Source organism: Nonomuraea sp. NPDC049655 (assembly GCF_044465465.1).
Lineage (GTDB): Bacteria > Actinomycetota > Actinomycetes > Streptosporangiales > Streptosporangiaceae > Nonomuraea.
The window spans coordinates 226,688-247,671 of sequence record NZ_JBITLS010000001.1 but is presented as its reverse complement, the minus strand read 5'-3'; the positions used below and the strand labels follow the sequence as shown (position 1 = coordinate 247,671).

The window sequence follows — 20,984 nt, the reverse complement described above, 5'->3', positions numbered from 1 at the left end:
TGATCACCCACGGCCGCCGGACCCGGCGGGTGGAAGGCAGATCCGGGAGTCGTTGTCGACCCGGCGGGTGTGGCCCCGGGCGTCGAGGTACTCCAGGAGCGGTACGGCGACGCGGCGGCTCGTGCCCAGGGCCGTGCGGGCCTGGCTGACGGTGAAGGGCGCGGGCAGCGTGCTCAGCACGGCGACCGCCAGCTCCGGCGCGTCCGGCAGGAGGACGACGTTCCGCCCGATGTGCAGCAACGCCGCCGCACGCATGGCCGCGCCGAGGGCGGCGCCGGTCAGTTGCAGCTCGGTCAGGCGCTCGGCGGTGGGGGCGTCGAAGGGACGGCCGGCGAGGTCGCTCCGCAGCCGGGCGACGGCCTTCTCGACCTGCGGCGGCATCGGCGCCCGCGCCCGGTCGCCATCGACGATCACCCCTGCTCTGACCGTCAACGGCTCGGCGACCAGCGCCCGCGCCAGCCGCCGGTCGGGCAGGCCGAGCAGCCGGGCGGCGGCCTCCACCGTGATCCCCTGGTCGCGCTGCGACACCTGCTCCGTCAGGCGGCGCCGCAGCTCGGACCAGTGGCCGGGGTCGGCGAACCAGTCGCCCGTCACCGGCGGCCCATCGGGGGCGGCGCCCATCGCGGTCAGCTCGGCCCGGCTCAGCAGTCCGTGCCAGCGCAGCAGGTCGGCGGCGGTGGGCACGGTCACGCCGGCGAGCGCGGCCCCCCTGACCGCCGCGGCTCCCCGTCGTCGCAGGGGCGCCGGCCGTACGTCGAGGACGCGCACCCCCGCCACGATCATCCGGCGGCCGGGATCGCGGAGCAGGCCGTGGTCGCCGACTTTGAGCGGCAGGGGCCGGGCCAGGGTGAGACGGGCCGTGCCCGCGCCGAGAGGGCGCAGGCGGACCGGAACGGCGGCGGAGCCCAGGTGGAAGACGAGTTCCCGGCCGACGTCCGCGCCGGGCTCCAGGCGCACGTCCGCCGACCGGGTGGTGATCCAGGCGTCCGGGGTCAGCAGCGGGGTGCCCCGGGGCAGCGTGTCGCGATCGGCGCCCCTGACGTTGACGGCGACGCGGGCCGTCGCCGACACCGCGTCCCGCCGCTGGTTGAGCGCCTGAAGGCCGCGGACCTGGAGCCGGTCCGGCCCGGCGAGCAGTTCGTCGCCCACCCGCAGCGTGCCGTGCGTGAGCGTGCCGGTGACGACGGTTCCGGCCCCGGTGACGGTGAACGCCCGATCGATCCACAGTCGCACCGGGCCGTCCCTGCGCGGTTCCGGGAGGCCGGCCGCAAGCCGGTCGAGCGCGGCGGACAGCTCGGGCAGGCCCTGCCCGGTCCGGGCGCTGACGGAGACGGCGTCGATCCCGGCCAGGCTCGTCCCCTCCAGGTGGAGGCGGGCCTCCTCCAGCGCCGGCCCGGGATCGGCGAGGTCGGTGCGGGTGACCACCAGCAGGCCGTGCCGCACGTCCAGGGCGTGCAGGGCGGCCAGGTGCTCGGCGGACTGGGCCCGCCACCCCTCGTCCGCCGCCACCACGAACATGACCGCGGGGCACGGGCCGACGCCGGCGAGCATGTTGGTGACGAACCGCTCGTGCCCGGGAACGTCGACCAACGCCAGCTGCCGGCCGGAGCTGAGCGTGGTCCAGGCGAAGCCGAGGTCGATGGTCATGCCCCGGCGTCGTTCCTCGGCCCAGCGGTCAGGGTCCGTCCCGGTGAGCGCGCGGACCAGAGCCGACTTGCCGTGGTCCACGTGCCCGGCGGTGGCGATCACCCACATGCGCGCTCGGCGGCCGTCAGCCTCGTGTCCGTGCCCGGTTCGCCCGGACCGCGCGGCCGGGTGAGGACGGCGGGGCGGCTCACCCTCAGCCCGTCCGCGATCCACGCCTGGAAGCCGCCGATCACGTCGGTGGCGTTCGCCAGCCCGATCTGCCTGAGGGCCGAGGCGGCCAGGCTGGAGGAGTATCCCTCGTCGCACAGGACGATCCAGCGGATGTGCGCCGAGGTGGCCTCGGGGATCCGCGCGTCGCAACGGGGATCGAGCCGCCACTCCAGATGGTTGCGTTCGATCACGATGGCGCCGGGCACCTCGCCGCCGCTGCGCCGCTGGAATTCCGGCCGGGTGTCCACGATGAAGGCGTCACCACGACTCGCCGCGGCGAGAGCCTCGGCAGGCGGCAGGCGGCGCAGCCCGGCACGCGCCCGAGCCAGTAACGCGTCGATGCTCAGCAGGACTCCAGGGGTGAGGTCTGGCGGAGGCGGACGGGAATCGAACCCGCCGCGCCGAGATGCTCGGCGCCATCGGTTTTGAAGACCGAGAGGGCCACCAGGCACCCGGACGCCTCCGCTGGTGATCTTAACCCTCTCCGGGGCTCCGACTGAAGATCTTTCTCACGCCGGGCCGCTCACTCGCGGACGGCGACGGCGGCGCCGAAGGTGATCCACTGACGTCTGGCCACCTCCGGCGGCGAGGTGTACAACTGGATAATGATCTTCAAAGGTGTACGCAGGGGATCGATCTGGGCGGCGCTGGTGGCGCTGCTGCCGTCCTTGACCGCTTGTGCCACCGGGGAGGCCGACGCGGGAACGGCGGCGCAGTCGTCCGGCCGGCCGGGAAGCCTGGCGAATCCGCGGGTGCTGAACTGCGCGAACCGCAACGGCGAGTTCCCGGGAGAGAAGACGGCGAGCCGCACGGCCGAGCCGGACGACCTCGTGGTGGGGCCGTTGCTCATCCCCGGGCTGCTCGCGTGGGGCGACGCGCGGGCCGAGCAGTACGGAAGCGACCACAGGTTCAAGGTCGGCGCGCTGGTCAGGAAGGGCAAGACGATCACGGTGTCCATCCCGGCGAAGTTCCACGACAGCGCGGGCCTGCTTTACTCCGAGCCGTCCAGGAACGCCCGCACCCCGGCCGAGGCCGATCACTCGGTGTCCTTCACCGCGTGCTCGGACCACGACACGATGTTCGTGGGCGGCTTCTACGTGAAGGAGCCGGCGTGCGTCCCGCTGGAGTTCCGGGTGCCGGGCGAGCCCGTCGTCCGGCGTGAGATCTCCTTCTTCAACGGCGCCTGCTGACCTTCGACGCGCCGCCCGCGCGAGCGGCGGGCGGCGCGTCAGCCCAGGAACGACGAAGCGACGACGCCGGCGAACACGACCGTGAGCAGGCCCAGCATCAGCCGCCTGACCGGCTTCTCCTTCTCCATGAGCCAGTCGATCAGCCACATCGGCTCAGGGATCTCCACCAGGTCCTTCGACGACGGCACGATCGCGACCAGCGCGAAACCCGGCCAGGTGAAGCCGATCGCGTAGGCGAGACCCGCCCACCACGGCACCAGGCCGAACAGCGTGACGCCGAGCGCCGCCCAGGTGAGCGAGGTGACCCTGAACGTGGTCAGGACCAGGCCGGTGTCCAGCCCCCACAGGAGCGCTCCCCTGGCCGGGCCGAACCGGTAGAAATGCTGCTGCGGAGTCTGCCGCCGCCACATGGGCGTGCGCAGCCCGAACAGGCCGGAGTCGATGACCAGGCAGGCGAGCATCACCGTCGCCGCGGCGAGCTTGGCGCCCGTCCCCGGCATCCCGCCGAACAGGCCGGAGCCGAGCAGATGCACCAGCCCGTACGCGAGCAGCGCGGAGAGGCTGAAGCCGAGCATGAGCATGAGGATCGGCCGGTACATGGGCTTCTCCCCGGGAACTCTCCCCTGGACCAGGGGGCGGAGGTATCCGACGAAGGAAAGGCCTCAAAAGCTGAACAACTGCGCGAAGCCCGCGCTCGCGATGAGCAGGAGCAGCGCGAAGGTCAGCCAGGTGTCAAGGGACACGACATCCTCCATCCGGAGTGGCCGGCCGCGGCCATCGCGCCGGACCGGCCACCCGGTCGCTGTCAGCAGCCGTTGGCGTTGACGGTCCAGCCGGCCGAGCAGATGAACGGGCCCGAACCGCAGTCGGCGCCCTTCGTGCACTCACCGCAGGCGTACTTCCGCTGGTACGGCGCCGAGCCGCTACAGCACTGCCACACCTTCATGCTGTAGCCGGACGGGCAGACGTACTGTCCGCTGCTGTTGGTCTTGCAGAAGGTGTTGGGGAGGGCGAGGTTGCAGCAACGCCAGTTCGCCGCCGCCGCCGGCTTGGTCATCACGGTCGCGCCCGCGACCGCGCCGATCGCCGCGACGCCGACCCTGCCCATCCAGCCGAGGAATCCTCGCCGGTTCGACGCGTCCGGTCCTTCCGACATTTTGTGGAGGTGATCCATGTTGGCCTCTCTGGCCGTGGGGTGAAATCGGATCAGTGCCGTACGGAGGGCTTGCCGGCCAGGTTGTGCTTGTAGGGAACAGGGGCGGCCGCGTACATCTGCCTGACCGTCGGCACCGTGTGGGCCCGTGTCAGCTTCCCCTCGGTGACGTGGAGTGCGACGGGTGTGATGTCGAGCCCGATGCTGGTGACGATGCTCTCGTCCTCGTCGAGGACGACCCGCTCGCCGTACAGCCCGAACTCGGCGATGAACTCGTTGCCGTCCCCGGACACCGGGACGACCACGACCCACATCGATGGCGGCACCGCTCCCCCACGCAGCGCCGACGCCAGGTTGTGGCAGGTCTCGCACTTGTTGGACAGGAACAGCACCATGGCCCGCTCGGCCTCGTCGAGGGCGGCCGGCAGGCCGAAGCGGCTCGGCGGGGCACCCTCCAGGGTTCCCAGCTCCACCGGGGTGGGCTTGTCCTCCATGTCGAGGTAGCCCCGGATCTGCTTGACCTGCTGGAACAGTTCCACCTGCGCGCCGATCTGGACGAACAGCACCACGGCCAGCAGGCAGATCACGATGAGCAGCACCGTCGTCATGCGGCGTGCACCTCCGCTTCGGGTTGGGTGGGGTCGGGAAGCACCATCCGGTCCTCCCGCAGCGGGCGCAACAGGCGCAGTTCGGCCCTCAGCTTCCAGGCGACCATGGCCAGCAGCGCCACGGCCAGGCCGAGCAGGCCCTCCTGCCCGGTCCAGGTCGGCGGGTTCGCCTCGGCCAGCACGACAAGCGCCAGCCACAGCGGGAGGTACAGCACCTGGCGCCAGCCGAGCACCGCGCCGCCGTTCCCGAAACAACCGCACTTGATCTTCTCGCCGCGGCTCAGCGCGCGGATCCCGGCGCCGGCGAACGCCAGCGCCAGCAGCACGATGAGCGCGCGCGGCCACAGGGCGGACGGCGCCACCGTCAGGCCGATCACGGCCAGCATCTCGACGCCGATCACCGCGATCGCGGCATGCCTTCCCAGAGCCGCCGGACCCAGTTGTGCGATGGTCCGGCCGAGTTCGCGGTGGGTTATGGTCTTTGACAGTGTCGCTATCAGGAAAACCACGATGAGTACGGCCTGAGCAGCGGCTCCGGTCGCAACTGCCGCATTCAGATTCATCCGTCGCTCCCGTCAGGGTCGGATGAACGAAAAAGTATGGTACGGACCTTAAATGATCAACTCTTGACAAGATCGATTTCGCGGGATACCCGAGGACGGTCCTCCACCACATATCCGTGGGCGACCAGATCTCTCCCGACCTCTTCCCGCTCCCGGAAACGCGACCTTGAACTTCTCCGCCATCCGGACAGCGGTCAGCCGGGGTGGCGGTCGAGGAGGTCGGCGAAGGCCGCCGCCGCGTTGTCGGCGCGCGCCGGGTCCGCGGCGACCATGCGGTCGAGCGCCAGGCCGTCGAGTGTGGCGAGGATGAGGTCGGCGAGCGGCTCCGCCTCGCCCGCCGCGACCCCCAAGGCGAGGAGGCCGCTCCGCAACGGCTCGCGCCACGGCCCGCGCAGTTGTTCGACGGCGGCCCTCCAGCGTTCGGGTTCCTTGGCGGCGAGGACGGAAAGGTCGAGATAGAGCCGGGTGGCCTGCGTGCCGCTCGGGTGCGCGAGGCTGGACCACAGATGCCTGACGAGGTCGGCGACGCTGCGCACCGCCTCGCCGGGAGGTTCGGCCGCCGCGGCCAGCCGCTGCTGCGCGAGCGCGAGGGCGGCGCCGACGAGCCGTTCCTTGCTGCCGAAGTGGTAGATCAGCATGCGGTCGCTGGTGTTCAGGGCGGTGGCCAGCGGACGCAGCGACAACCCGATCAGACCGTGTTCGAGCACGTAGTCCAGCACTTGCTCGGCCAGCTCGGCACGACGATCCATGGCTCGACCGTAGCAGTCTCACCCACGAATGTAGCGCATGCTACATTCGTATGCATGTAGCGACTGCTACGTCTGAAGGGGGTGGCGATGATCGTGAACAGGATTGCGTCCGTACTCGCACCGCTGGTGTGGGGAGCGGTCGCGGGGGTGAGTACGCCGCGCGGGCCGCTGACCCCGGCAGCTGCGTTGACCAGCATCGGGCTCAGCCTGGTCGTGGGCGGGGTCGCCGGATACCTCGCCAGGTCGCGATGGGCGATGATCGCGGCGCCGGCGGTGTTCGCCCTGGTCTTCGAGATCGTCCGCACCGGCGCGGAAGGGCCGAGCGTCGACGCGCCCCAGGGTGGGCTGTTCGGAGTGCTCGCGTTCCTCGCCGGGCGGGGCGTGCACGGGCTGCTCGCGTTGCTTCCGATGCTCGTCGGCGCCGCTTGGGGAGCCGGCCTGGCCCGATCAGGACAGGGAACCGGCCTGGCCCGATCAGGATCGGGAGCAGGCCGCGTCCGGCGCCTGCTCGGCCGGACGCTGATCGGCGCGCTCGCGATGATCGTGGCCGCGCCGGCGATCGGCGTCGCACTGCCCGCGAGCACCGCCCCGATCGCCGGTGAGCGTGCCGTCGCCGAGCTGACGACCGTCCCGAGCGGCTCCCACCGGCTCGGACTGATGATCCGCGGCCGGGACACGGCCAAGCCGGTCCTGTTGTTCGTCCCCGGCGCGCCCGGCGCGGCCGAACGCGGAGCGGTGCGCGCGCACCTGTCCGCGCTGGAGGACCACGTCGTCGTCGCCACCCTCGACCGCCGCGGCGGCGGCAGCTCCTACCCGACGCTCGAACCCACCGCCACGCTGACCCCGGCGAGCGAGACCGGCGACATCCTCGCCGCCGCGGACTACCTCAGAACCCGATTCGGCAAGGACCGGATCTACCTCCTGGCGCACTCCGGGGGCACCCTGCCGGCGGTGCTCGCCGTGCAACGGCGGCCCGAGCTGTTCCACGCCTACGTCGGCGTCGGTCAAGCAGTGAACACCGGCGCCGCCGACCGCGTCCAGTACGCCGACACCCTCGCCTGGGCGCGCAGTCACCGTGACCGCGACCTCGCCGCCGCGCTGGAGGCCGTCGGGCCCCCGCCCTATGCCGGCATGTACGGCTACGAGCCGATGCTGCTCGCCGAGAGCAAGGTCTACGCGACCGGGAACGGACAGGGCGGCCTCGACGAGAGCCTGGCGGCGTCCGAATACTCCTTGCTGGACAAAGTTCACCTCGTCACCGGCTTCCTCGACGCCTACGACCGCTACTACCCGCGGGCCCGCGACCTCGACCTGCGGACGCGCGTCCCGCGGCTCGCCGTCCCCGTCCACTTCATCGACGGCGCCGACGAGGTCCCGGAACGCAGCCGGCTGCTGGACGACTGGTACGCCACACTCGTGGCGCCGCACAAGGAACACACCGTCCTGCCCGGCGCCGGGCACCGGTCGCTGTTCGAGCAGCCGGACAGGTTCACCGACATCCTCGTCGGGCGCGTCCTGGCCACCGGCGCCAGAACCTGAGCACTGCGACCATGTCCGAGACGGCCGGGGCTCGTCTCATGCCTGCCCGCGCCAGGCTCGCCTTCCTTGGCAGGGGCGCGACGGCTCAAGGTCTGGGCCGGGAATCCCGCACGGGGCCTCAGCCGCCGGTGCCGGGCCCGGCTCACGGCCGCAGTTGCTCTTCCGGGGCCGACCGGAGCCGCCCGACCTGTTCCGGTGCGGCACGTGGGGCGACCACGGAGGCCAGCTCGGACAGCGGCAGGCGCAACCCGCGAGCGGCCAGGGCCGCCGGATCGCCGATCACGCCATGGGCGGTCATCACCTGTGTCAGGCGCTCCCACAGCCAGGCGTCGTCGACGGCGTCCGCGATCACTTCCGGCGACGCCGGTGGCGGCAGCTCGGCCTTCCACTGATGATGGCCGGGGCCGGTCCGGAACGGCTCGCGCCCCGGCAGGTGCACGATCGCCTCGGTCCCCGGCGGCACCCGCGCTTCGAGGATGAGGGTGCCGTCACTGATCCGCCACGCCACGCCCGCATCGCCGTACGGCGTCTCCAGATCGGCCTCCGCCCAGGTCAGCCCATGTCCCGGCAGCGGGCGGACCTCGATCCGCCGGTAGCCGGGGGCGGCGGGCGCGAGGCCGGCCACCCGCCGGTGCAGCCAGTCGGCGACCGCGCCCAGCGCATAGTGGTTGAACGAGGTCATCTGGCCGGGGTTGATCGAGCCGTCGGGCAGCATGCTGTCCCAGCGTTCCCAGATCGTCGTCGCCGGGGCGTCGCCCGGCGGCGTGTCCATCTTGTGTGTCCTGCCCGAGCACGACCTCGTCTTCACGGCCTTCGGCAACAGCCCGGGGGCGATCATGCTGCATGACCAGATCCTGCGGTGGCTGCTGAGCGAGCATCTCGGTGTCCGGATCCCGGCTCTGGTCACCGGATCGGAGGATGTCGACCTCACGCCGTACGTGGGCACCTACCGCTCCAACCAGCTCCGCATCGAGGTCAGCATCGTCGACGGCCGGCTCGAGGAACGGACGACCTACGAACCGGCGGACGAAACGCAGGAGCGGATCTTCACCGAGTTCGCCGGCGGCACGACCTCCGCCCCGCCGCAGCGCTACGTGCCCATCCGGCCGGGCCTCTTCGCGCCCGCCGGCTACCCGCGGGAGACGTTCGACGGATACCTGCGCCTGCTGCTCGTCTCCTACCACGACGTCCGCGACGGCCAGGCGCGCTTCCGCAACGGCGGCGGCCGCCTCACCCGCCGGATCTGACCACTACCGGCCGGACTGGAAGGATGTCCAGCATGCTCACGATTGGCCAGCTCGCGGACTACGCCGGAGTGACCATAAAAGCCATCCGCCACTACCACGAACGCGGTTTGCTCGCCGAGCCCGACCGCGACTCCTCCGGTTACCGCCGCTACACCGCCAATGACGCCATCGACCTCGTCAAGATCAGGACCCTGGCCCATGCGGGCGTGCCACTGGCCCGCGTCAAGGACCTTCTCGACGCCGACCCGGACGCGCTCGCGGCAGCCATCGCCGAGATCGACCACAACCTCGAAGACCGCGTCGCGCAGCTGCTGCGAACCCGCGACCAACTCGCTCAGCTGCGCGGCGGCGACCGGCTCTTCGTCTCCCCGGAGGTCGCCGACCACCTGGACGAGCTGCGCCGGCTCGGTGTGAGCGAGCGCCAGATACACCTGGAGCGCGGCGGCTGGATCCTCATGCAGACCGCCCCGCCCGAGGACGCCTCCTTGTGGATCGCCGAGAAGCGCGAGCTGATGGCTGATCCCGAGTTCCGCGCCCTCTATCTCGAACATGATGCCGCCTACGACTGGCCCGCGGACGATCCCCGCCTTCCCGCCCTCGCGGACCGGACCCGGAACTGGTTCGCCAACCGCCCCAGCTGCTCCGAGATCCGCCGCGTGCCCAACCCCGCCATCGCCCGGCTGGCCGCGCAATCCCAGCCGGCGGCCTCATCCCCCGCCTGGGACCGCCTGGCCCTGCTCATCAACGGCTGACCTCCGCGATCGTGGAGTCGTCGAACGCTCCGGCGGACCGCGTCACCCGGCCGTGCAGGTCACGTGACGCCGCCGCGGGCGGTCCGCACCAGGGTCGCCGTGCGGCGCACGGCCTCCGCAGGAGGACGGAGAGTGCCTGGCTGCGCCCGGCTCAATCCCCTTCACGGTGGAGTGCCGAGCCGGCGACCAGGGCGTCGCCGAGTTCGGAGCGCAGGTAGAGGACCGAGCGGCCGTGGCGGGCGCTGGCCAGCAGGCCGGCGGCGCGCAGGGTGCGAAGGTGCTGGTTGACGGCCGAGGTGGTGACGCCCAGGCGGCCGGCGAGCTCGGTCGAGGAGGCGGGGGCTTCGAGCGTGGTGAGCAGCCCTGCCCGGGTGGCGCCCAGAAGGTCGGCGAGCACCGCCGGGGAGGTACGGGGCTCGGACTGCCAGAGCGTGCCGGCGCCCCGGGTGCCGTACATGACCAAAGGGGGCTCCGACGGCGAGATGGGGGTCGTGGGGGCCCGGCTGAAGAGGGTCGGGACCAGGGTGAGGCCCTCGCCGCTGGTGGCGCGCCGGTAGCGGGCGTCGCTGATCAGCCGCATGCGGACGACCCCGTCCTTCAGCTGGACGCGTTCGTTGAGGTCGGCGAACATCGCCGCCAGGCCGTGGGCCGAGATGACCTGGCCCCGGTGGACCACGTCGGCCTGCAGCACCGCCCGCATCCTGGGCCACCACGGCGCGAAGCAGGTGCGCCAGTAGTCGCGCAGCGCGTCCAGGATGCGGGCCGACGGGTCGCCGCGCAACGGCTCGGGGAGCCGGGGGTGGATGGCGCGCAGGTCGTCGAGCACGCGCCCGGCGGGCACGCGGGCCAGGGCGGCGAACTCGTCGTCGATGCGGGTGAGCGGCGCGTGGGGGCGGGGCGACAGGTAGTCCGGCGTCCACATGTCGTCGTTGGTGAGCGCGCGCAGCAGGGGCACGTCCAGCGTGGAGCGGACCTGCTCGGTGCGGCGCAGCCACGGCAGGTGCACCGGGTAGCGCCCGGGGTCGCGGAACGTGCGCAACGACAGCGTGAGCTCGTTGAGCGGCGAGATGGCGAAGCGGACGTCCGCGACGTCCATGCCCGCGAGCTCGTACTCGATCAGCCCCGCCATGAAGCCATACGCTACATCAATTGGCGACAAAGGCCCTATCGCGGGATAAAAGCCACCGTGATCCAGACCTTCTTCCCCAGCGACCGCGTCGCCCGCTCGCTGACCCTCAGCACGATGGCGTTCGCGCTCTCCAGCGGCGTCTTCTACACCGTCAGCACGCTGTACTTCACGCTCGTCATCGGGCTCGGCGTGCAGACGGTGGGTCTCGGGCTGGGCATCGCGGGCGGCACCGGGGTGCTGGCCTCGTACGTGGGAGGGTGGCTGGCCGACCGGTTCGGCGCGCACCGCGTCCAGACGGTGGCGACGGGGCTCAACGGGCTCGCACTGCTCGCCTACACGTTCGTCTCCGACGCCGTCGTGTTCACCCTGATCGCCTGCATGGCGGTGATCATGCGTTCGGTGGGGTCCTCCTCCAAGCAGGCGATGCTGGCCCGGTGGTACCCCGGCCCGGAGCGGGTCGAGATCCGGGCCCGGATGCGGGTGGTCACGAACGTCTTCATCGGCCTGGGCACGGGCGCCGCCGCGGCGGCGCTGCTGATCGGCACCGCGGCGGCCTACCGGGTGGCGATGGTCGCCGCCGGGGTCCTGCTGCTGGCGGCGACCGTGCCGCTGGCCGGGCTCGGGCGTCAGGTGCCGGAGCTGGCCGCCGGGATGACCGCCGTCAGGCGGCGCGCCGCGTCCGGCGGGCCTTCGCCGCTCAGGGACCGGAGGTATGTCGCGAGCGTGGTGTGCAACGCGGTGGTGGCCATGCAGTTCGGCCTGCTGACCGTCGGCGTGCCGCTCTGGGTCGCCACCACCGACGCGCCCACCGCCATCGTCTCCGTCCTGCTCGTCCTCAACACCGTGGTCGTCGCCGCGCTGCAGGTGCGCGCCTCACGTGGCACCGACGACGTGCGCCAGGCCGGGCTCACGGTCAGGCGCGCCTCGTGGCTGCTCGCTCTCGCCTGCGCTCTGTACGCCCTGGCCGCCCACGGGAACGTGATCGTCGCCTGCGTCCTGTTCGTGCTGGCCGCCTTCGCCCACACCATGGGAGAGATCCTGGGCGAGGCGGGCGGCTGGGGCATGGCCTTCGAACTGGCCGACCCGCGCAGCGCGGGCGCCTACCAGGGGCTCAGCCAGACCGGTTACGCGCTGGCCGCCATGGTCTCGCCGATCCTCGTCACCACCGCCGTCGAACACCGTACGGCGGGCTGGCTCGCCCTGGCCGCGCTCTTCGTCCTGGCCGGCACGGGCGCCGCCGCGGTGGCCAGGCACGCGGCGTAGGTGTCAGGCGGGGTGTCAGCCGTGGACTCCGAGCTGGCTCAGCAGCGTCGCGTTGTCCTCGATGTGCCAGTCTTCGATGATCTTGTCGGCGCCGACGTGCTGGATGTCGATGGCGTTGAAGTCGACGCTCTGGCCCTTGCCCTGGACGCCGTTGAAGGCGCCGGTGAAGTGGCCGCGGAAGACCAGCCGGGCGGTGATCTTGTCACCGGTGACCAGCAGGTCGGCCAGCTCGCAGGTCAGGTCCGGCACGGCGGCACGGAAGTTCTTCGAGGCGAAGACCGGGCCGGTCGGGCCCTGCGGACGGCCGGCCGGCAGGGTGTTGTCCTTGAACCGCGGGCTGACCGCGACGTCCAGGTACTTCTGCTCGCCGGTGTTCCAGAACGTGTACAGCTGCTGGGCCAGGTGGACCTCCTGGGCCGCGCGCCTGTCGCCGATCGAGCGGTCCACGGTGATCGCCTTGGGCTGGACCAGGTCGGGTGAGTGGTCGACCAGGCGCTGGGGCCAGGCGTGCGGGCCCTGCCGGTGACTTTCGTCGTGCGCATGGGCGGCCGTGACGATGCCGCCCGCGAGGCTCGCCGCCACGGCGACGACGGCGACGCGGACAAGGGTGCGTGAACGCATGAGCGGTACTCCTCGAATCAGCCGGCACGCTCGGCGCGTGCCGGGAAGGCCGTCCGGTCCCTTCGACCGGGCGGAGGAACGGGGTGATGACGGGTCAGATCTGACGCAGTGCGCCGCCGTCGACGGCCCACTCGGCACCGGTGACCTGGCCGGCGAGCGGCGAGAGCAGATAGGCGATCACCCGGGCCACGTCCTCGGGCTCGCCGAGCCGGGCACTGGGCAGCCGGCGCACCTCGCGGACGAAGTGGTCGACGGCCGCCTCCGGCGCGAGACCGAACTGGGCGCCGAGCTGCTCGGCGAACCCACCGGGGGCGTCCCACAGCCGGGTGCGGGTGGGGCCGGGGGCGACGACGTTGGAGCGCACCCCGCGCGGGCCGAACTCGCCCGCCAGGGTCTTGGACAGCGACAGCAGAGCCGTCTTGGCGGCGGCGTAGTCCACCAGCGGCACCTCCGGCAGGCGAGCGGCCTCGCTGCTGACATGGACCAGCGAACCGCCGTGCTCCAGCAGGGCGGGCAGCGCGGCGCGGGTCATGCGGACGACCGAGTGGAAGTTGAGGTCGAACGCCGTCCGCCACTGCTCGTCGGTCACCTCCAGGAAGCCGCCGCGCGATTCGAGGCCGCCCACGTTGTTGACCAGGCCGTCCAGGCGTCCGTGACGGGCCAGCACCTCGGCCACGACCTGAGCGGGCGCGCGTGGGTCGGTCACGTCGGCGGCGACGGCGCTCACCCGGGCTCCGAGTCGCTCGATGCCCTCCGTCCCGCGGGCCGTGCCGACCACGAAGGCGCCTTCGTCCGCGAGGGTGCGCACGGTGGCCGCGCCGATGCCGGCGGAGGCTCCGGTGACCAGGAAGACCTTGTCTTCCAGGTGAAGATCCATCAATTGCTCCTGATGTCAGTCGGGTCGGGATGATTCGGCGGGCCGGCGGTCAGGCGAGGCGGCCGCCGCCGTCGACATGCAGCACGGTGCCGGTGACATAGGGGTTGTCGATGGCGTAGAGAACGGCCTTGATCAGGTCCTCGGGGGTGCCCACCCGGCGGGCCGGGTTGCGTTCGGCCACCCCGCGCAGGAACGCCGCCTTGTCGGCGCCCATGCCGTCCCAGGCGCCGGTGTCGACGATGCCGGGGGAAACAGCGTTCACCCGGACCGGCGCGATCTCCACCGCCAGCGCCCGCACCAGGAAGGCCAGCGCGCCGTTGGTGGTGGCCATCACCGTGCGCGCGGGCGCCGGGCGCCAGGCGGCCACACCGGAGAAGAAGGTGAACGAGCCGTGCTCGGACACCTGCCCCACCAGGTTCTTGGCCAGCAGCAGCGGCCCGATCACCTTGGCCGAGAACGCTCGCTGCACGTCGGCCGCTTCGAGGTCCTTCAGCGGGCCGTTGGCCGGCGCCGCGGCGGTGGAGACCAGATGGTCGAACCGGCCGAGACCTCCGGCGAAGCCGGCGATCGACCGCTCGTCGCAGAGGTCGAGCACGCGCACCTCGGCGGGCCCGGACAGCTCGGCGGCCGTCCACTCCAGCTTGCGGAGATCCGGCCCGGCCAGTACGACAGCGGCGCCGGCCGCTGAGGCGGACCTGGCCAGCGCGCGCCCGGTGTGCGAACCCGCGCCCACCACGACGAGCCGTTGTCCCTTCAAGCGCGTGTCATCGGACATGGGAGAACTCCTTCGAACAGTCAGGGATCAGCCGCCCGACCTTGCCGGTGGCGGCCACGTCCACGACTCTGGCTCACCCACCTGCCATGAGTCCAAGGCTTGTTTTCTACCGGATCTATAAACTGTGCTCATGGCGATGGCGACGCTCCGGCAGCTCGAATACCTGGTGACCGTGGTGGACCTCGGCTCCTTCACCCGCGCGGCCCAGCACCTGCACGTCACCCAGCCCGCGCTCTCCCACCAGATGCGGGCGCTGGAGACCGCGGTCGGCGGCCCACTGCTCGAACGGCTTCCTCGCGCGGTACGCCTGACCCCGATGGGCAGGGCAGTGCTGCCGCACGCCCGCGCCGCCCTGGCCGAGGCCGAGCGCCTGCACAGGGTGGCGCGGCGCACGGCCGGACTGGAGGAGGGCGAGGTGGAGGTGGCCGCCATCTACTCAGTCAGCCTGGGCATCCTGCCGCCCGTCCTGCGGGCCTGGCGCGGCCGGCACCCCGGCGTACGGATCCGGCTGCGCGAGTACCCGCACGCCGACCGGCTCCAGGCCGCCATGGCCGCCGGCCGCGCCGACCTCGCCGTCGGCCCTGTGCCCGCCGGTTGGGAGGGACCGATCCGCGAACTCGGCGTCGAGGAGTTCGGGATCGTCCTGCCCGCCGACGACCCCCTGGCCGGCAGCCCCACCGGCAGGGTCGCCCTCAGCGATCTGGCCGACCGCGCCTGGGTCCACTACGCCCCCGACAACGGTCTCGCCGATCTGCTCGACCAGGTCTGCACCCAAGCGGGCTTCCACCCGCAGGCCGCGATCCGCGCCGAGCAGACCTCCGCCGCTCCTCTCCTCGCGGCCGCCGGACTCGGTCCGGCCCTGGTTCCGGCCAACATCATCCCGCCGCACTTCGACGGCGTCCTGCTCCGCCCCGATCCGCCGATCCGCCGCGCTCTCGCCGCCTACACCCGCACCCGTCCCGACGCCATCACCGTGGCCTTCGCCGACCTCCTCGCCCAGCAGGCGCGCGTCAACCCGGCGTGCTTCCCGGCGACCGCCGTCTCCCAGGAGCGAGCGGCTGCCGACGCGCCGTCGAATCCGCTCTGATCAACGTGGCGGTGGAGGTCCCGCGCCGTTCGACCTCCCAGCGCGACCCCGCACCTCGCGCCGCATCACCGCCGAGTGCGGCGCCCGTCCCCCTCGCGAGGCGCCGGCCGTGGCTCCCCTTCCAGGTCGGCCAGGAGCGACAGCGCCAGGTCCTCCAGCAGGCGGTAGCCCGTCGAGGACGCCTGGTCCAGCGCTTGACGGGCGTACTGGAGCGCGCGGCCGTGCCTGCCCAGGCCGGCATGTGCTCCTCGATCAGGTGCGCGGCGGCCGGGCCCGGTTCGGCGTGTGCCCGTGACGAGCGGGCCGAGACGACGTCGAGCAGGTTGGCGTTCGAGAGCGGTCCGGACGAGGGCGGCCGTGACGTCGTCGGGCAGCGGCTCGAACGCGCTGATCACTCGGCCTCCGTGCCGATGACGCCGCCGCCGAGGGCGGCGGGGGACGCGGCGTCGGGGATGAGGATCCGCGGGGTGCCGGTGCCGTCGGCGGGGACCGTCCAGACGTCGGCGTGCTCCCGTCCCCGGGGGAGGGCGTAGGCGACGGTCCGCTGGTCGATCCAGGCGGCCTGGTCGTCCACGCTGCGGGTCTCGGCGAGCGGGGTGACCCGGCGGGTGGCCAGGTCCAGCACCGACAGGCGCCAGCCACGGGCCGGATCACCGCCGAGCGCGGACTTGAAGGCGATCCGGGTGCCGTCCGGAGAGAGCGAGGGGCACTCGACGTTGTCCGTCAGGGCCCGCAGGCGGTGGCTGTCGAGGTCGCCGAGCACCAGGTAGCGGTGCCCGGCGGTGGACATCGTCGCGTAGAAGCGGCGGTCGTCGGGGGTGAAGGTGACGCCCCAGAAGTTGAGGTCCCTGGCCCGGTACGGCCTTCCGCCCACGGTGACCGGCCAGTCCTCCAGGGTGGGGATCAGCTCCTGGGTACGGGTGTCGAGGATGCCGACGCGGGTGGAGAAGCGGCCGCCGTTGTAGGAGTCGCCGGTGACGAAGACCGTCCAGGTCACCAGCCGGCCGCTGGGCGAGACCCTGGCCCTGTTGGGCACGCCGACCAGGGGGATCTCTCTGACCGTCCGGAGCCGCGCGTCCAGGACCGCGAGCTGGTACGTCGTCAGCCCGGGGTCCGCGCGCAGGCACAGCCCGGTGCCGCCGGCCGCGTACAGCCTGGCGCACGACAAGGCGGAGACCGCGCGCGCTCCGGCGGGGTCGCCGGCCGCGACGGACACCAGCCGGCCGGAGCTGCCGGCGGTGGTGCTGAGCGCCACCAGCCGCGGTCCGGGGACGAGCGAGACGCTGTCCGCGGTTCCGGCCCGCGAGGACGTGCCGGCCGCTCTTGCGATCATGATGGACGCTGCTGCCAGGACGGCGAGCCCGGCGATGCCGGCGACCAGGAGCCGTACGCGGCCGGTCACGGCGCGTTCTCCACGGTCGTGCGGCGGCCTGTCAGGAGGACGGCCGTGGCGGTGGCGGCCACGGCGGCGGCGACCGCCGCGGCCCCGGTCGCCGCGGTGCTGCCCCAGTTCGTCCAGGCGAGCCCGAAGACGAGGGAGGAGGCGAGGTAGGCCAGGGCCTGCACGGTCTGTACGCAGGCCAGCCCGGTGGTACGCAGGTCCGCGGGCAGGAGCGGGCCGGCCAGCGCCATCAGCACGCCGTCGGTGGCGGCGTAGAAGGCGCCGTAGCAGCAGAGCGCGGCCACCGTCACGAGGACGGCCGGCAGGGCACTGCACAGCAACAGGTAGACGGCCAGGAGCGCGGCGTACCCGGCCAGCAGGACCGTGCGGCGGCCGTACCGGTCGGCCAGCGCGCCGAAGGGGGCGGCCAGGAGCAGGTAGACGAGGTTGGTGCCCACCGCCAGGAGCGGGAACCAGCCGGTCGGCATGGACTGGCGGGCCATCAGGAGCAGGTAGACGAAGCCGTCGCCGATGGTGGCCAGTCCCAGCAGGCCGGCGGCGTAGAGCAGCCTGCGGACCCCGGCGGCCCGCAGCAGGCCGCCGGCGGCGCGGAGGGTGACGGGGAAGGCCGCGGGCCGCCTGTCGCGGCGGTCGCGGGCGAGGGCGGCCAGGACCAGCAACCCGGCGACGGCGACGCAGAAGCTGGTCAGGAACAGCGCGTCGAACGCGGCCGGGGTGGCCGCCCCGACGGCCGCCAGGACGCCGAGCGCGGCCAGCGGCCCCGCGAACGCGCCCATGCTGTCCATCGCCCGGTGGATGCCGAAGGCCCGGCCGAGCAGCGGCTCGGGGACCGACAGGGTGATGAGCGCGTCGCGCGGCGCGGTACGCAGCCCCTTTCCGGCCCGGTCGGCGACGATGACGGCGCCGAGCGCGGGCATCGAGGCGCCGGCGGCCAGCAGGCCCAGCTTGGCCAGGGCGGAGATGCCGTACCCGGCGGCGGCGACGGCCTTGCGCCTGCGCAGGCGGTCGGCGACGTAGCCGCCGGCCAGCCGCAGCAGGGCCGTCGCGCCGGTGTGGAGGCCGTCCATCAGGCCGTAGGCGGCGGGGCTGAGGTGCAGGGTGAGCACGAAGTAGAGCGGGAGGACGGCGGTGACCATCTCGGCGGAGACGTCGGTGAGCAGGCTCACCGCCCCCAGCACGACGACGTTGACGCCGATGGCGCGCAGGCCCCGGCCCGCGCGGCCCCGGGGTGGCCGGTCGATGGTGGACAGGTACACGGGCTGGTTCGCCTCCTCGGTGGCGGTGGGGAAAGGCCCCCGCCGGGCGGGCGGCGGGGGCCTGCTCGGGTCAGCCCTGGGTGATGGACAGGTCGTCGATCTGGGCTTCGAAGAGGCTGGCGGCGCCGGTGTCGGCGGCCTCGACCGACAGCCGTACCGTGGTGCCGGCGTAGGCGGACAGGTCGGCGGTGGCGCTCTGCCAGGCCCCCGCCGTCTCGCTGGCGGCACCGGTCCGTTCGATCAGGGTGGGACCGCCCGCGACGCCGATCCGCAGGTGGTCGTCGGCGCCGGAGTTGTCACCGTGGGCCAGGTTGTAGGACAGGTGCAGGGTCAGCGGGCCGGTGGCGGGCAGGGTGATCTGCGGGGAGGAGACGGTGGTGGCGCCGCCGTCCAGGTCGTTGTCGCCGTAGGCGGCGCCGGCCGCCGCGCCCGTGGTCAGAGCGTGGGTGCCGGAGGCCGCGGTCAGCTGCTTGATCTGATTGCTGTACGTGGAGGTGGTCTGCTGCGGCACGCCGCGCTCGAACGTCCCCGCGGTCGCCGTGTCGGTCCCGGACGTGTTGACCTGCCAGCCCTGGTCGGACTCGAAGTCGTCGGAGAAGACCGTGGTCCCGGGGGCGGAGGTCGTCCAGGCGTCGGTGACGGGAGACTTGCCGGCCGCGTTGCCGAGCGCGGGCAGGCCGTACATGTCCTCGATGGTGCGCAGCACGTTGTAGTGGTTGATCTGGGTGGTGGACTGGTGACCGGCCTTGACGTGGGCTCCGGCGAAGACGGTGTAGATCTGGTTGACGGAGGTGAAGTCGTCCTCGTCGAAGGTGGCGATGAGCAGGCTGTTGTGCGTCTTGGCCCACTGGACGTACCCGTCGAGCCTGCTCTTGGTCCAGGAGTCGCCGGTGCCGACCGAGCAGTCGTGCATGTCGTTGCACATGTCGGGGATGACGAACGAGACCGTCGGCAGCATGCCGTAGTCGCTGGGGAAGGCGGAGTACGCCACGTGGTACGCGGAGCCGCTCACTGTGGGGAAGTCCGCCCAGGGGGCGTGCTTGCGCCGGTACTTGCCGCTGCTGCAGCCGGTGTACCCGGCGCTGGGCAGGCCCTCGGAGTAGGCCCTGAACGTGCGGCCGGCGCTCAGGAGCTGCTGGCCGAGGTTGCCGCCGCTCAGCGCCTTGGGGCAGTCGTCGTTGGTGACGCCCTGCTGGGAGCCGGAGAACAGCGCGATGTAGTTCGGCTGGCTGGGGTGGGTGACGCCGAAGGAGCTGGTGAACAGCGTTCCCTGCGAGGCCAGGGAGTTGAGGTAGGGGGCTGAGGAGCCGCCCTTGATGGTCGAGTAGTTCTTGTTCTCGAACAGGACGATGACCACGTGGTCGAACTGCGGGACGGCCGCGGCGGCTGTTGCGGCGGCGGGCACGGCGGCGTCCGCCGGCGGTGGTGCGGCGAGTGCGAGCGCGGCCAGGAGCGCCAGAGCGGGCACACGGGCTGGGACGGCGATGCGGGAGTGCATCGTTGGACCTCCTTGCAGGGGGGGTGAGGGATCAGTGCTGGAGGAGGCGGTTGACGGTGTCGCGGCCCGCGTTCCGGATCTCGCCGTGGGTGGCGTCGGCGGGAGGACGGGACGGTCCGGACGAGGGCGCATGACACCTCTGGGAGGGGAATGGGGGGCGTGTCGAGTCCGGTGTACTCCCGTCCGCCGCCGGGTGGTGGCGATCCGTCGCCAGTGGCCGGAATGGGCACGGCGGTCCCTCGGCGGACCGGCCGCCGCCGACGCGGAAGTGGGTCCTGCGTGATCGAACCCCTGCATGACAGGATTTGCCCGGCCACGTCAAACCGGACGTGAAGGGATCCTCATGAGCGACGACGACCTGCTCGCGCACCTGCGCCGCCTCGGGATGGCATCGCAGGAGGCCGAGGTCTACCTGGCCATGCTGCACACCGGCCGGACCACCGCCGCGGACCTGGCCGAGCATCTGGGCCGGCAGCCCGGCGAGGCCGAGCGCTCCCTCGGCCGCCTGGTCGACCTGGGCCTGGCCGCCGCCGCCGGCGGCCCCGGACGGCCGGAGGCCACGGCCGTGGAGCCCACCATCGCGCTGGACCGCCTGTCCCACGCCAGGTCGGCGGAACTTCTGCAGGCGCGCACCGCGGCGGTCAACGCCTACCGTCACTACCGGCGTTCGGTGCGCCCCCAGGCCACCGACGATCTCGTCGAGGTGGTGACCGGGCCGCGCATCGTCGAGCGGATCCAGCACATCGAGGGCACGGTGGAGTCGCAGGTGCTGCGCTTCGACTCGCCGCCGTACCACGTCCGCGTGGGGGCCAATCCCACCGAGGTGCACAACCTGGAGCGCGGCGTGGAGTACCGGGTCGTCTACTCCAAGTCCGCGGTGGAGAACGGCCTCTACTACGCCGTCAACATCCGGCCCTGCATCGCGGCGGGCGAGCATGCACGGGTGCTGCCGACCGTCCCGGTCAAGCTCACCGTCTTCGACCGGCGCCTGGCGATCGTCTCGATGTCGTTCGTCGAGGCGGAGGTCAACGACTCGCTGCTGGTGGTGCGTCCCTCCAGCCTGCTGTCGGCGCTGGCGGGGCTCTTCGAGACCTCGTGGCGCTCGGCGTTCCCGATGCACCTGAGCGACCGCGTCCCGGCCGCGTTGCGGCCGATGCACGTACGGATCCTGGAACTGCTCGGGACCGGGATCACCGACGACACCATCGCGCAGCTGCTGGGCATCAGCCGCCGCACCCTGTCCCGCAACCTGGAGCAGCTCAACCAGCGCGCCGGCACCGTCACCCGCTTCCAGCTCGCCCTGTACGCGGCCCGCCAGGGCTGGATCTGACCCGCCCGTCGAACGCACTCCTGCACCGAGCACCTGCGGGTCGCCCAGGCGCGAGCAGGGCGCGTGCCAAGAGGTGCACGGCCACCCC

23 protein-coding genes and 1 tRNA gene are annotated in these 20,984 nt (G+C 72.4%); 7 read left to right on the top strand and 17 right to left on the bottom strand.

Annotated elements, in window-relative coordinates; genetic code table 11:
* Positions 1 to 3: 3 nt before the first annotated feature.
* The 3 genes from selB to ACIBQ6_RS01225 form a co-directional block, all read right to left on the bottom strand.
* Entirely contained in the window at positions 4 to 1,755 is a 1,752-nt protein-coding gene (gene selB / locus ACIBQ6_RS01235) for a selenocysteine-specific translation elongation factor (RefSeq protein ID WP_397209604.1), read from the bottom strand.
* Positions 1,746 to 2,156 (bottom strand): rhodanese-like domain-containing protein, encoded by a 411-nt coding sequence (locus tag ACIBQ6_RS01230; RefSeq protein WP_397210356.1) that lies wholly within the window; start codon positions 2,154 to 2,156, stop codon positions 1,746 to 1,748. The genes selB and ACIBQ6_RS01230 overlap by 10 nt, the downstream gene beginning before the upstream one ends.
* Before the next feature lie 69 nt (positions 2,157 to 2,225).
* Positions 2,226 to 2,321, bottom strand: a tRNA-Sec gene (locus ACIBQ6_RS01225).
* A 141-nt stretch (positions 2,322 to 2,462) separates the two neighbouring features.
* On the opposite strand from ACIBQ6_RS01225, the gene ACIBQ6_RS01220 reads away from it, so the two are divergent.
* Complete coding sequence (locus ACIBQ6_RS01220) at positions 2,463 to 3,047, top strand: hypothetical protein (RefSeq protein ID WP_358298056.1); 585 nt, start codon at positions 2,463 to 2,465, stop codon at positions 3,045 to 3,047.
* 38 nt (positions 3,048 to 3,085) lie between these two features.
* On the opposite strand, the gene ACIBQ6_RS01215 is transcribed toward ACIBQ6_RS01220, so the two are convergent.
* From ACIBQ6_RS01215 to ACIBQ6_RS01195, 5 genes are all read right to left on the bottom strand, one after another.
* On the bottom strand, positions 3,086 to 3,646 hold the full coding sequence (locus tag ACIBQ6_RS01215; protein WP_358298058.1) for a hypothetical protein: 561 nt from the start codon (positions 3,644 to 3,646) through the stop codon (positions 3,086 to 3,088).
* 206 nt (positions 3,647 to 3,852) lie between these two features.
* Positions 3,853 to 4,203, bottom strand: coding sequence for a hypothetical protein (locus ACIBQ6_RS01210; protein WP_358298060.1), 351 nt, complete (start codon positions 4,201 to 4,203; stop codon positions 3,853 to 3,855).
* A gap of 50 nt (positions 4,204 to 4,253) precedes the next feature.
* On the bottom strand, positions 4,254 to 4,808 hold the full coding sequence (locus ACIBQ6_RS01205; RefSeq protein ID WP_358298062.1) for a hypothetical protein: 555 nt from the start codon (positions 4,806 to 4,808) through the stop codon (positions 4,254 to 4,256).
* Positions 4,805 to 5,371, bottom strand: coding sequence for a MauE/DoxX family redox-associated membrane protein (locus ACIBQ6_RS01200; RefSeq protein WP_358298064.1), 567 nt, complete (start codon positions 5,369 to 5,371; stop codon positions 4,805 to 4,807). The genes ACIBQ6_RS01205 and ACIBQ6_RS01200 overlap by 4 nt, the downstream gene beginning before the upstream one ends.
* Positions 5,372 to 5,565: 194 nt before the next feature.
* On the bottom strand, positions 5,566 to 6,120 hold the full coding sequence (locus ACIBQ6_RS01195; protein ID WP_358298068.1) for a TetR/AcrR family transcriptional regulator: 555 nt from the start codon (positions 6,118 to 6,120) through the stop codon (positions 5,566 to 5,568).
* Positions 6,121 to 6,213: 93 nt separating this feature from the next.
* Between ACIBQ6_RS01195 and ACIBQ6_RS01190 the strand changes: the two genes are divergently transcribed.
* Positions 6,214 to 7,659: an alpha/beta fold hydrolase gene (locus tag ACIBQ6_RS01190; protein WP_397209603.1), complete on the top strand. Its 1,446-nt coding sequence runs from the start codon at positions 6,214 to 6,216 to the stop codon at positions 7,657 to 7,659.
* 142 nt (positions 7,660 to 7,801) lie between these two features.
* Here the strand turns inward: ACIBQ6_RS01190 and ACIBQ6_RS01185 are convergent, their stop codons facing one another.
* Positions 7,802 to 8,431: an alpha-L-rhamnosidase C-terminal domain-containing protein gene (locus ACIBQ6_RS01185; protein WP_397209602.1), complete on the bottom strand. Its 630-nt coding sequence runs from the start codon at positions 8,429 to 8,431 to the stop codon at positions 7,802 to 7,804.
* On the opposite strand from ACIBQ6_RS01185, the gene ACIBQ6_RS01180 reads away from it, so the two are divergent.
* Positions 8,424 to 8,906 carry a hypothetical protein gene (locus tag ACIBQ6_RS01180; RefSeq protein WP_397209601.1) on the top strand — a complete coding sequence of 161 codons (483 nt, stop codon included), beginning with the start codon at positions 8,424 to 8,426 and terminating at the stop codon, positions 8,904 to 8,906. The two genes, ACIBQ6_RS01185 and ACIBQ6_RS01180, sit on opposite strands and share 8 nt — an antisense overlap.
* A 32-nt stretch (positions 8,907 to 8,938) precedes the next feature.
* Positions 8,939 to 9,658 (top strand): MerR family transcriptional regulator, encoded by a 720-nt coding sequence (locus ACIBQ6_RS01175; RefSeq protein WP_397209600.1) that lies wholly within the window; start codon positions 8,939 to 8,941, stop codon positions 9,656 to 9,658.
* A gap of 151 nt (positions 9,659 to 9,809) precedes the next feature.
* Here the strand turns inward: ACIBQ6_RS01175 and ACIBQ6_RS01170 are convergent, their stop codons facing one another.
* Positions 9,810 to 10,787 (bottom strand): DUF5937 family protein, encoded by a 978-nt coding sequence (locus tag ACIBQ6_RS01170; RefSeq protein ID WP_358298078.1) that lies wholly within the window; start codon positions 10,785 to 10,787, stop codon positions 9,810 to 9,812.
* 57 nt (positions 10,788 to 10,844) lie between these two features.
* Between ACIBQ6_RS01170 and ACIBQ6_RS01165 the strand changes: the two genes are divergently transcribed.
* Positions 10,845 to 12,050: an MFS transporter gene (locus ACIBQ6_RS01165; protein ID WP_397209599.1), complete on the top strand. Its 1,206-nt coding sequence runs from the start codon at positions 10,845 to 10,847 to the stop codon at positions 12,048 to 12,050.
* A gap of 15 nt (positions 12,051 to 12,065) precedes the next feature.
* Here ACIBQ6_RS01165 and ACIBQ6_RS01160 read toward each other — a convergent pair whose 3' ends face one another.
* The 3 genes from ACIBQ6_RS01160 to ACIBQ6_RS01150 all read right to left on the bottom strand — a co-directional run bounded on the left by ACIBQ6_RS01160 (position 12,066) and on the right by ACIBQ6_RS01150 (position 14,323).
* Complete coding sequence (locus ACIBQ6_RS01160; protein WP_397209598.1) at positions 12,066 to 12,671, bottom strand: ester cyclase; 606 nt, start codon at positions 12,669 to 12,671, stop codon at positions 12,066 to 12,068.
* 94 nt (positions 12,672 to 12,765) lie between these two features.
* Complete coding sequence (locus ACIBQ6_RS01155) at positions 12,766 to 13,548, bottom strand: SDR family NAD(P)-dependent oxidoreductase (RefSeq protein ID WP_397209597.1); 783 nt, start codon at positions 13,546 to 13,548, stop codon at positions 12,766 to 12,768.
* A gap of 49 nt (positions 13,549 to 13,597) precedes the next feature.
* The gene (locus ACIBQ6_RS01150; RefSeq protein ID WP_397209596.1) at positions 13,598 to 14,323 is read right to left on the bottom strand and encodes an SDR family oxidoreductase; all 726 of its coding nucleotides are present in this window, start codon (positions 14,321 to 14,323) and stop codon (positions 13,598 to 13,600) included.
* Positions 14,324 to 14,453: 130 nt separating this feature from the next.
* Between ACIBQ6_RS01150 and ACIBQ6_RS01145 the strand changes: the two genes are divergently transcribed.
* On the top strand, positions 14,454 to 15,410 hold the full coding sequence (locus ACIBQ6_RS01145; protein WP_397209595.1) for a LysR family transcriptional regulator: 957 nt from the start codon (positions 14,454 to 14,456) through the stop codon (positions 15,408 to 15,410).
* A gap of 65 nt (positions 15,411 to 15,475) precedes the next feature.
* Here the strand turns inward: ACIBQ6_RS01145 and ACIBQ6_RS01140 are convergent, their stop codons facing one another.
* The 4 genes from ACIBQ6_RS01140 to ACIBQ6_RS01125 all read right to left on the bottom strand — a co-directional run bounded on the left by ACIBQ6_RS01140 (position 15,476) and on the right by ACIBQ6_RS01125 (position 19,566).
* Positions 15,476 to 15,805 carry a hypothetical protein gene (locus tag ACIBQ6_RS01140; protein ID WP_397209594.1) on the bottom strand — a complete coding sequence of 110 codons (330 nt, stop codon included), beginning with the start codon at positions 15,803 to 15,805 and terminating at the stop codon, positions 15,476 to 15,478.
* Positions 15,802 to 16,812 carry a hypothetical protein gene (locus ACIBQ6_RS01135; RefSeq protein ID WP_397209593.1) on the bottom strand — a complete coding sequence of 337 codons (1,011 nt, stop codon included), beginning with the start codon at positions 16,810 to 16,812 and terminating at the stop codon, positions 15,802 to 15,804. The genes ACIBQ6_RS01140 and ACIBQ6_RS01135 overlap by 4 nt, the downstream gene beginning before the upstream one ends.
* On the bottom strand, positions 16,809 to 18,068 hold the full coding sequence (locus tag ACIBQ6_RS01130; RefSeq protein ID WP_397209592.1) for an MFS transporter: 1,260 nt from the start codon (positions 18,066 to 18,068) through the stop codon (positions 16,809 to 16,811). The genes ACIBQ6_RS01135 and ACIBQ6_RS01130 overlap by 4 nt, the downstream gene beginning before the upstream one ends.
* Positions 18,069 to 18,138: 70 nt before the next feature.
* Positions 18,139 to 19,566, bottom strand: coding sequence for an alkaline phosphatase family protein (locus tag ACIBQ6_RS01125; RefSeq protein ID WP_397209591.1), 1,428 nt, complete (start codon positions 19,564 to 19,566; stop codon positions 18,139 to 18,141).
* A gap of 343 nt (positions 19,567 to 19,909) precedes the next feature.
* Between ACIBQ6_RS01125 and ACIBQ6_RS01120 the strand changes: the two genes are divergently transcribed.
* Positions 19,910 to 20,896, top strand: coding sequence for a helix-turn-helix domain-containing protein (locus ACIBQ6_RS01120; RefSeq protein ID WP_397209590.1), 987 nt, complete (start codon positions 19,910 to 19,912; stop codon positions 20,894 to 20,896).
* Positions 20,897 to 20,984 lie beyond the last annotated feature (88 nt).

Bases quoted from the DNA above. Each gene is read 5' to 3' on its own strand.
- ACIBQ6_RS01185 (WP_397209602.1), bottom strand. From the start codon at position 8,431: ATGGACACGCCGCCGGGCGACGCCCCGGCGACGACGATCTGGGAACGC.
- ACIBQ6_RS01150 (WP_397209596.1), bottom strand. From the start codon at position 14,323: ATGTCCGATGACACGCGCTTGAAGGGACAACGGCTCGTCGTGGTGGGC.
- ACIBQ6_RS01215 (WP_358298058.1), bottom strand. From the start codon at position 3,646: ATGTACCGGCCGATCCTCATGCTCATGCTCGGCTTCAGCCTCTCCGCG.
- ACIBQ6_RS01205 (WP_358298062.1), bottom strand. From the start codon at position 4,808: ATGACGACGGTGCTGCTCATCGTGATCTGCCTGCTGGCCGTGGTGCTG.
- ACIBQ6_RS01210 (WP_358298060.1), bottom strand. From the start codon at position 4,203: ATGTCGGAAGGACCGGACGCGTCGAACCGGCGAGGATTCCTCGGCTGG.
- ACIBQ6_RS01200 (WP_358298064.1), bottom strand. From the start codon at position 5,371: ATGAATCTGAATGCGGCAGTTGCGACCGGAGCCGCTGCTCAGGCCGTA.
- ACIBQ6_RS01195 (WP_358298068.1), bottom strand. From the start codon at position 6,120: ATGGATCGTCGTGCCGAGCTGGCCGAGCAAGTGCTGGACTACGTGCTC.
- selB (WP_397209604.1), bottom strand. From the start codon at position 1,755: ATGTGGGTGATCGCCACCGCCGGGCACGTGGACCACGGCAAGTCGGCT.
- ACIBQ6_RS01145 (WP_397209595.1), top strand. From the start codon at position 14,454: ATGGCGATGGCGACGCTCCGGCAGCTCGAATACCTGGTGACCGTGGTG.
- ACIBQ6_RS01220 (WP_358298056.1), top strand. From the start codon at position 2,463: ATGATCTTCAAAGGTGTACGCAGGGGATCGATCTGGGCGGCGCTGGTG.
- ACIBQ6_RS01160 (WP_397209598.1), bottom strand. From the start codon at position 12,671: ATGCGTTCACGCACCCTTGTCCGCGTCGCCGTCGTCGCCGTGGCGGCG.
- ACIBQ6_RS01170 (WP_358298078.1), bottom strand. From the start codon at position 10,787: ATGGCGGGGCTGATCGAGTACGAGCTCGCGGGCATGGACGTCGCGGAC.
- ACIBQ6_RS01125 (WP_397209591.1), bottom strand. From the start codon at position 19,566: ATGCACTCCCGCATCGCCGTCCCAGCCCGTGTGCCCGCTCTGGCGCTC.
- ACIBQ6_RS01155 (WP_397209597.1), bottom strand. From the start codon at position 13,548: ATGGATCTTCACCTGGAAGACAAGGTCTTCCTGGTCACCGGAGCCTCC.
- ACIBQ6_RS01175 (WP_397209600.1), top strand. From the start codon at position 8,939: ATGCTCACGATTGGCCAGCTCGCGGACTACGCCGGAGTGACCATAAAA.
- ACIBQ6_RS01120 (WP_397209590.1), top strand. From the start codon at position 19,910: ATGAGCGACGACGACCTGCTCGCGCACCTGCGCCGCCTCGGGATGGCA.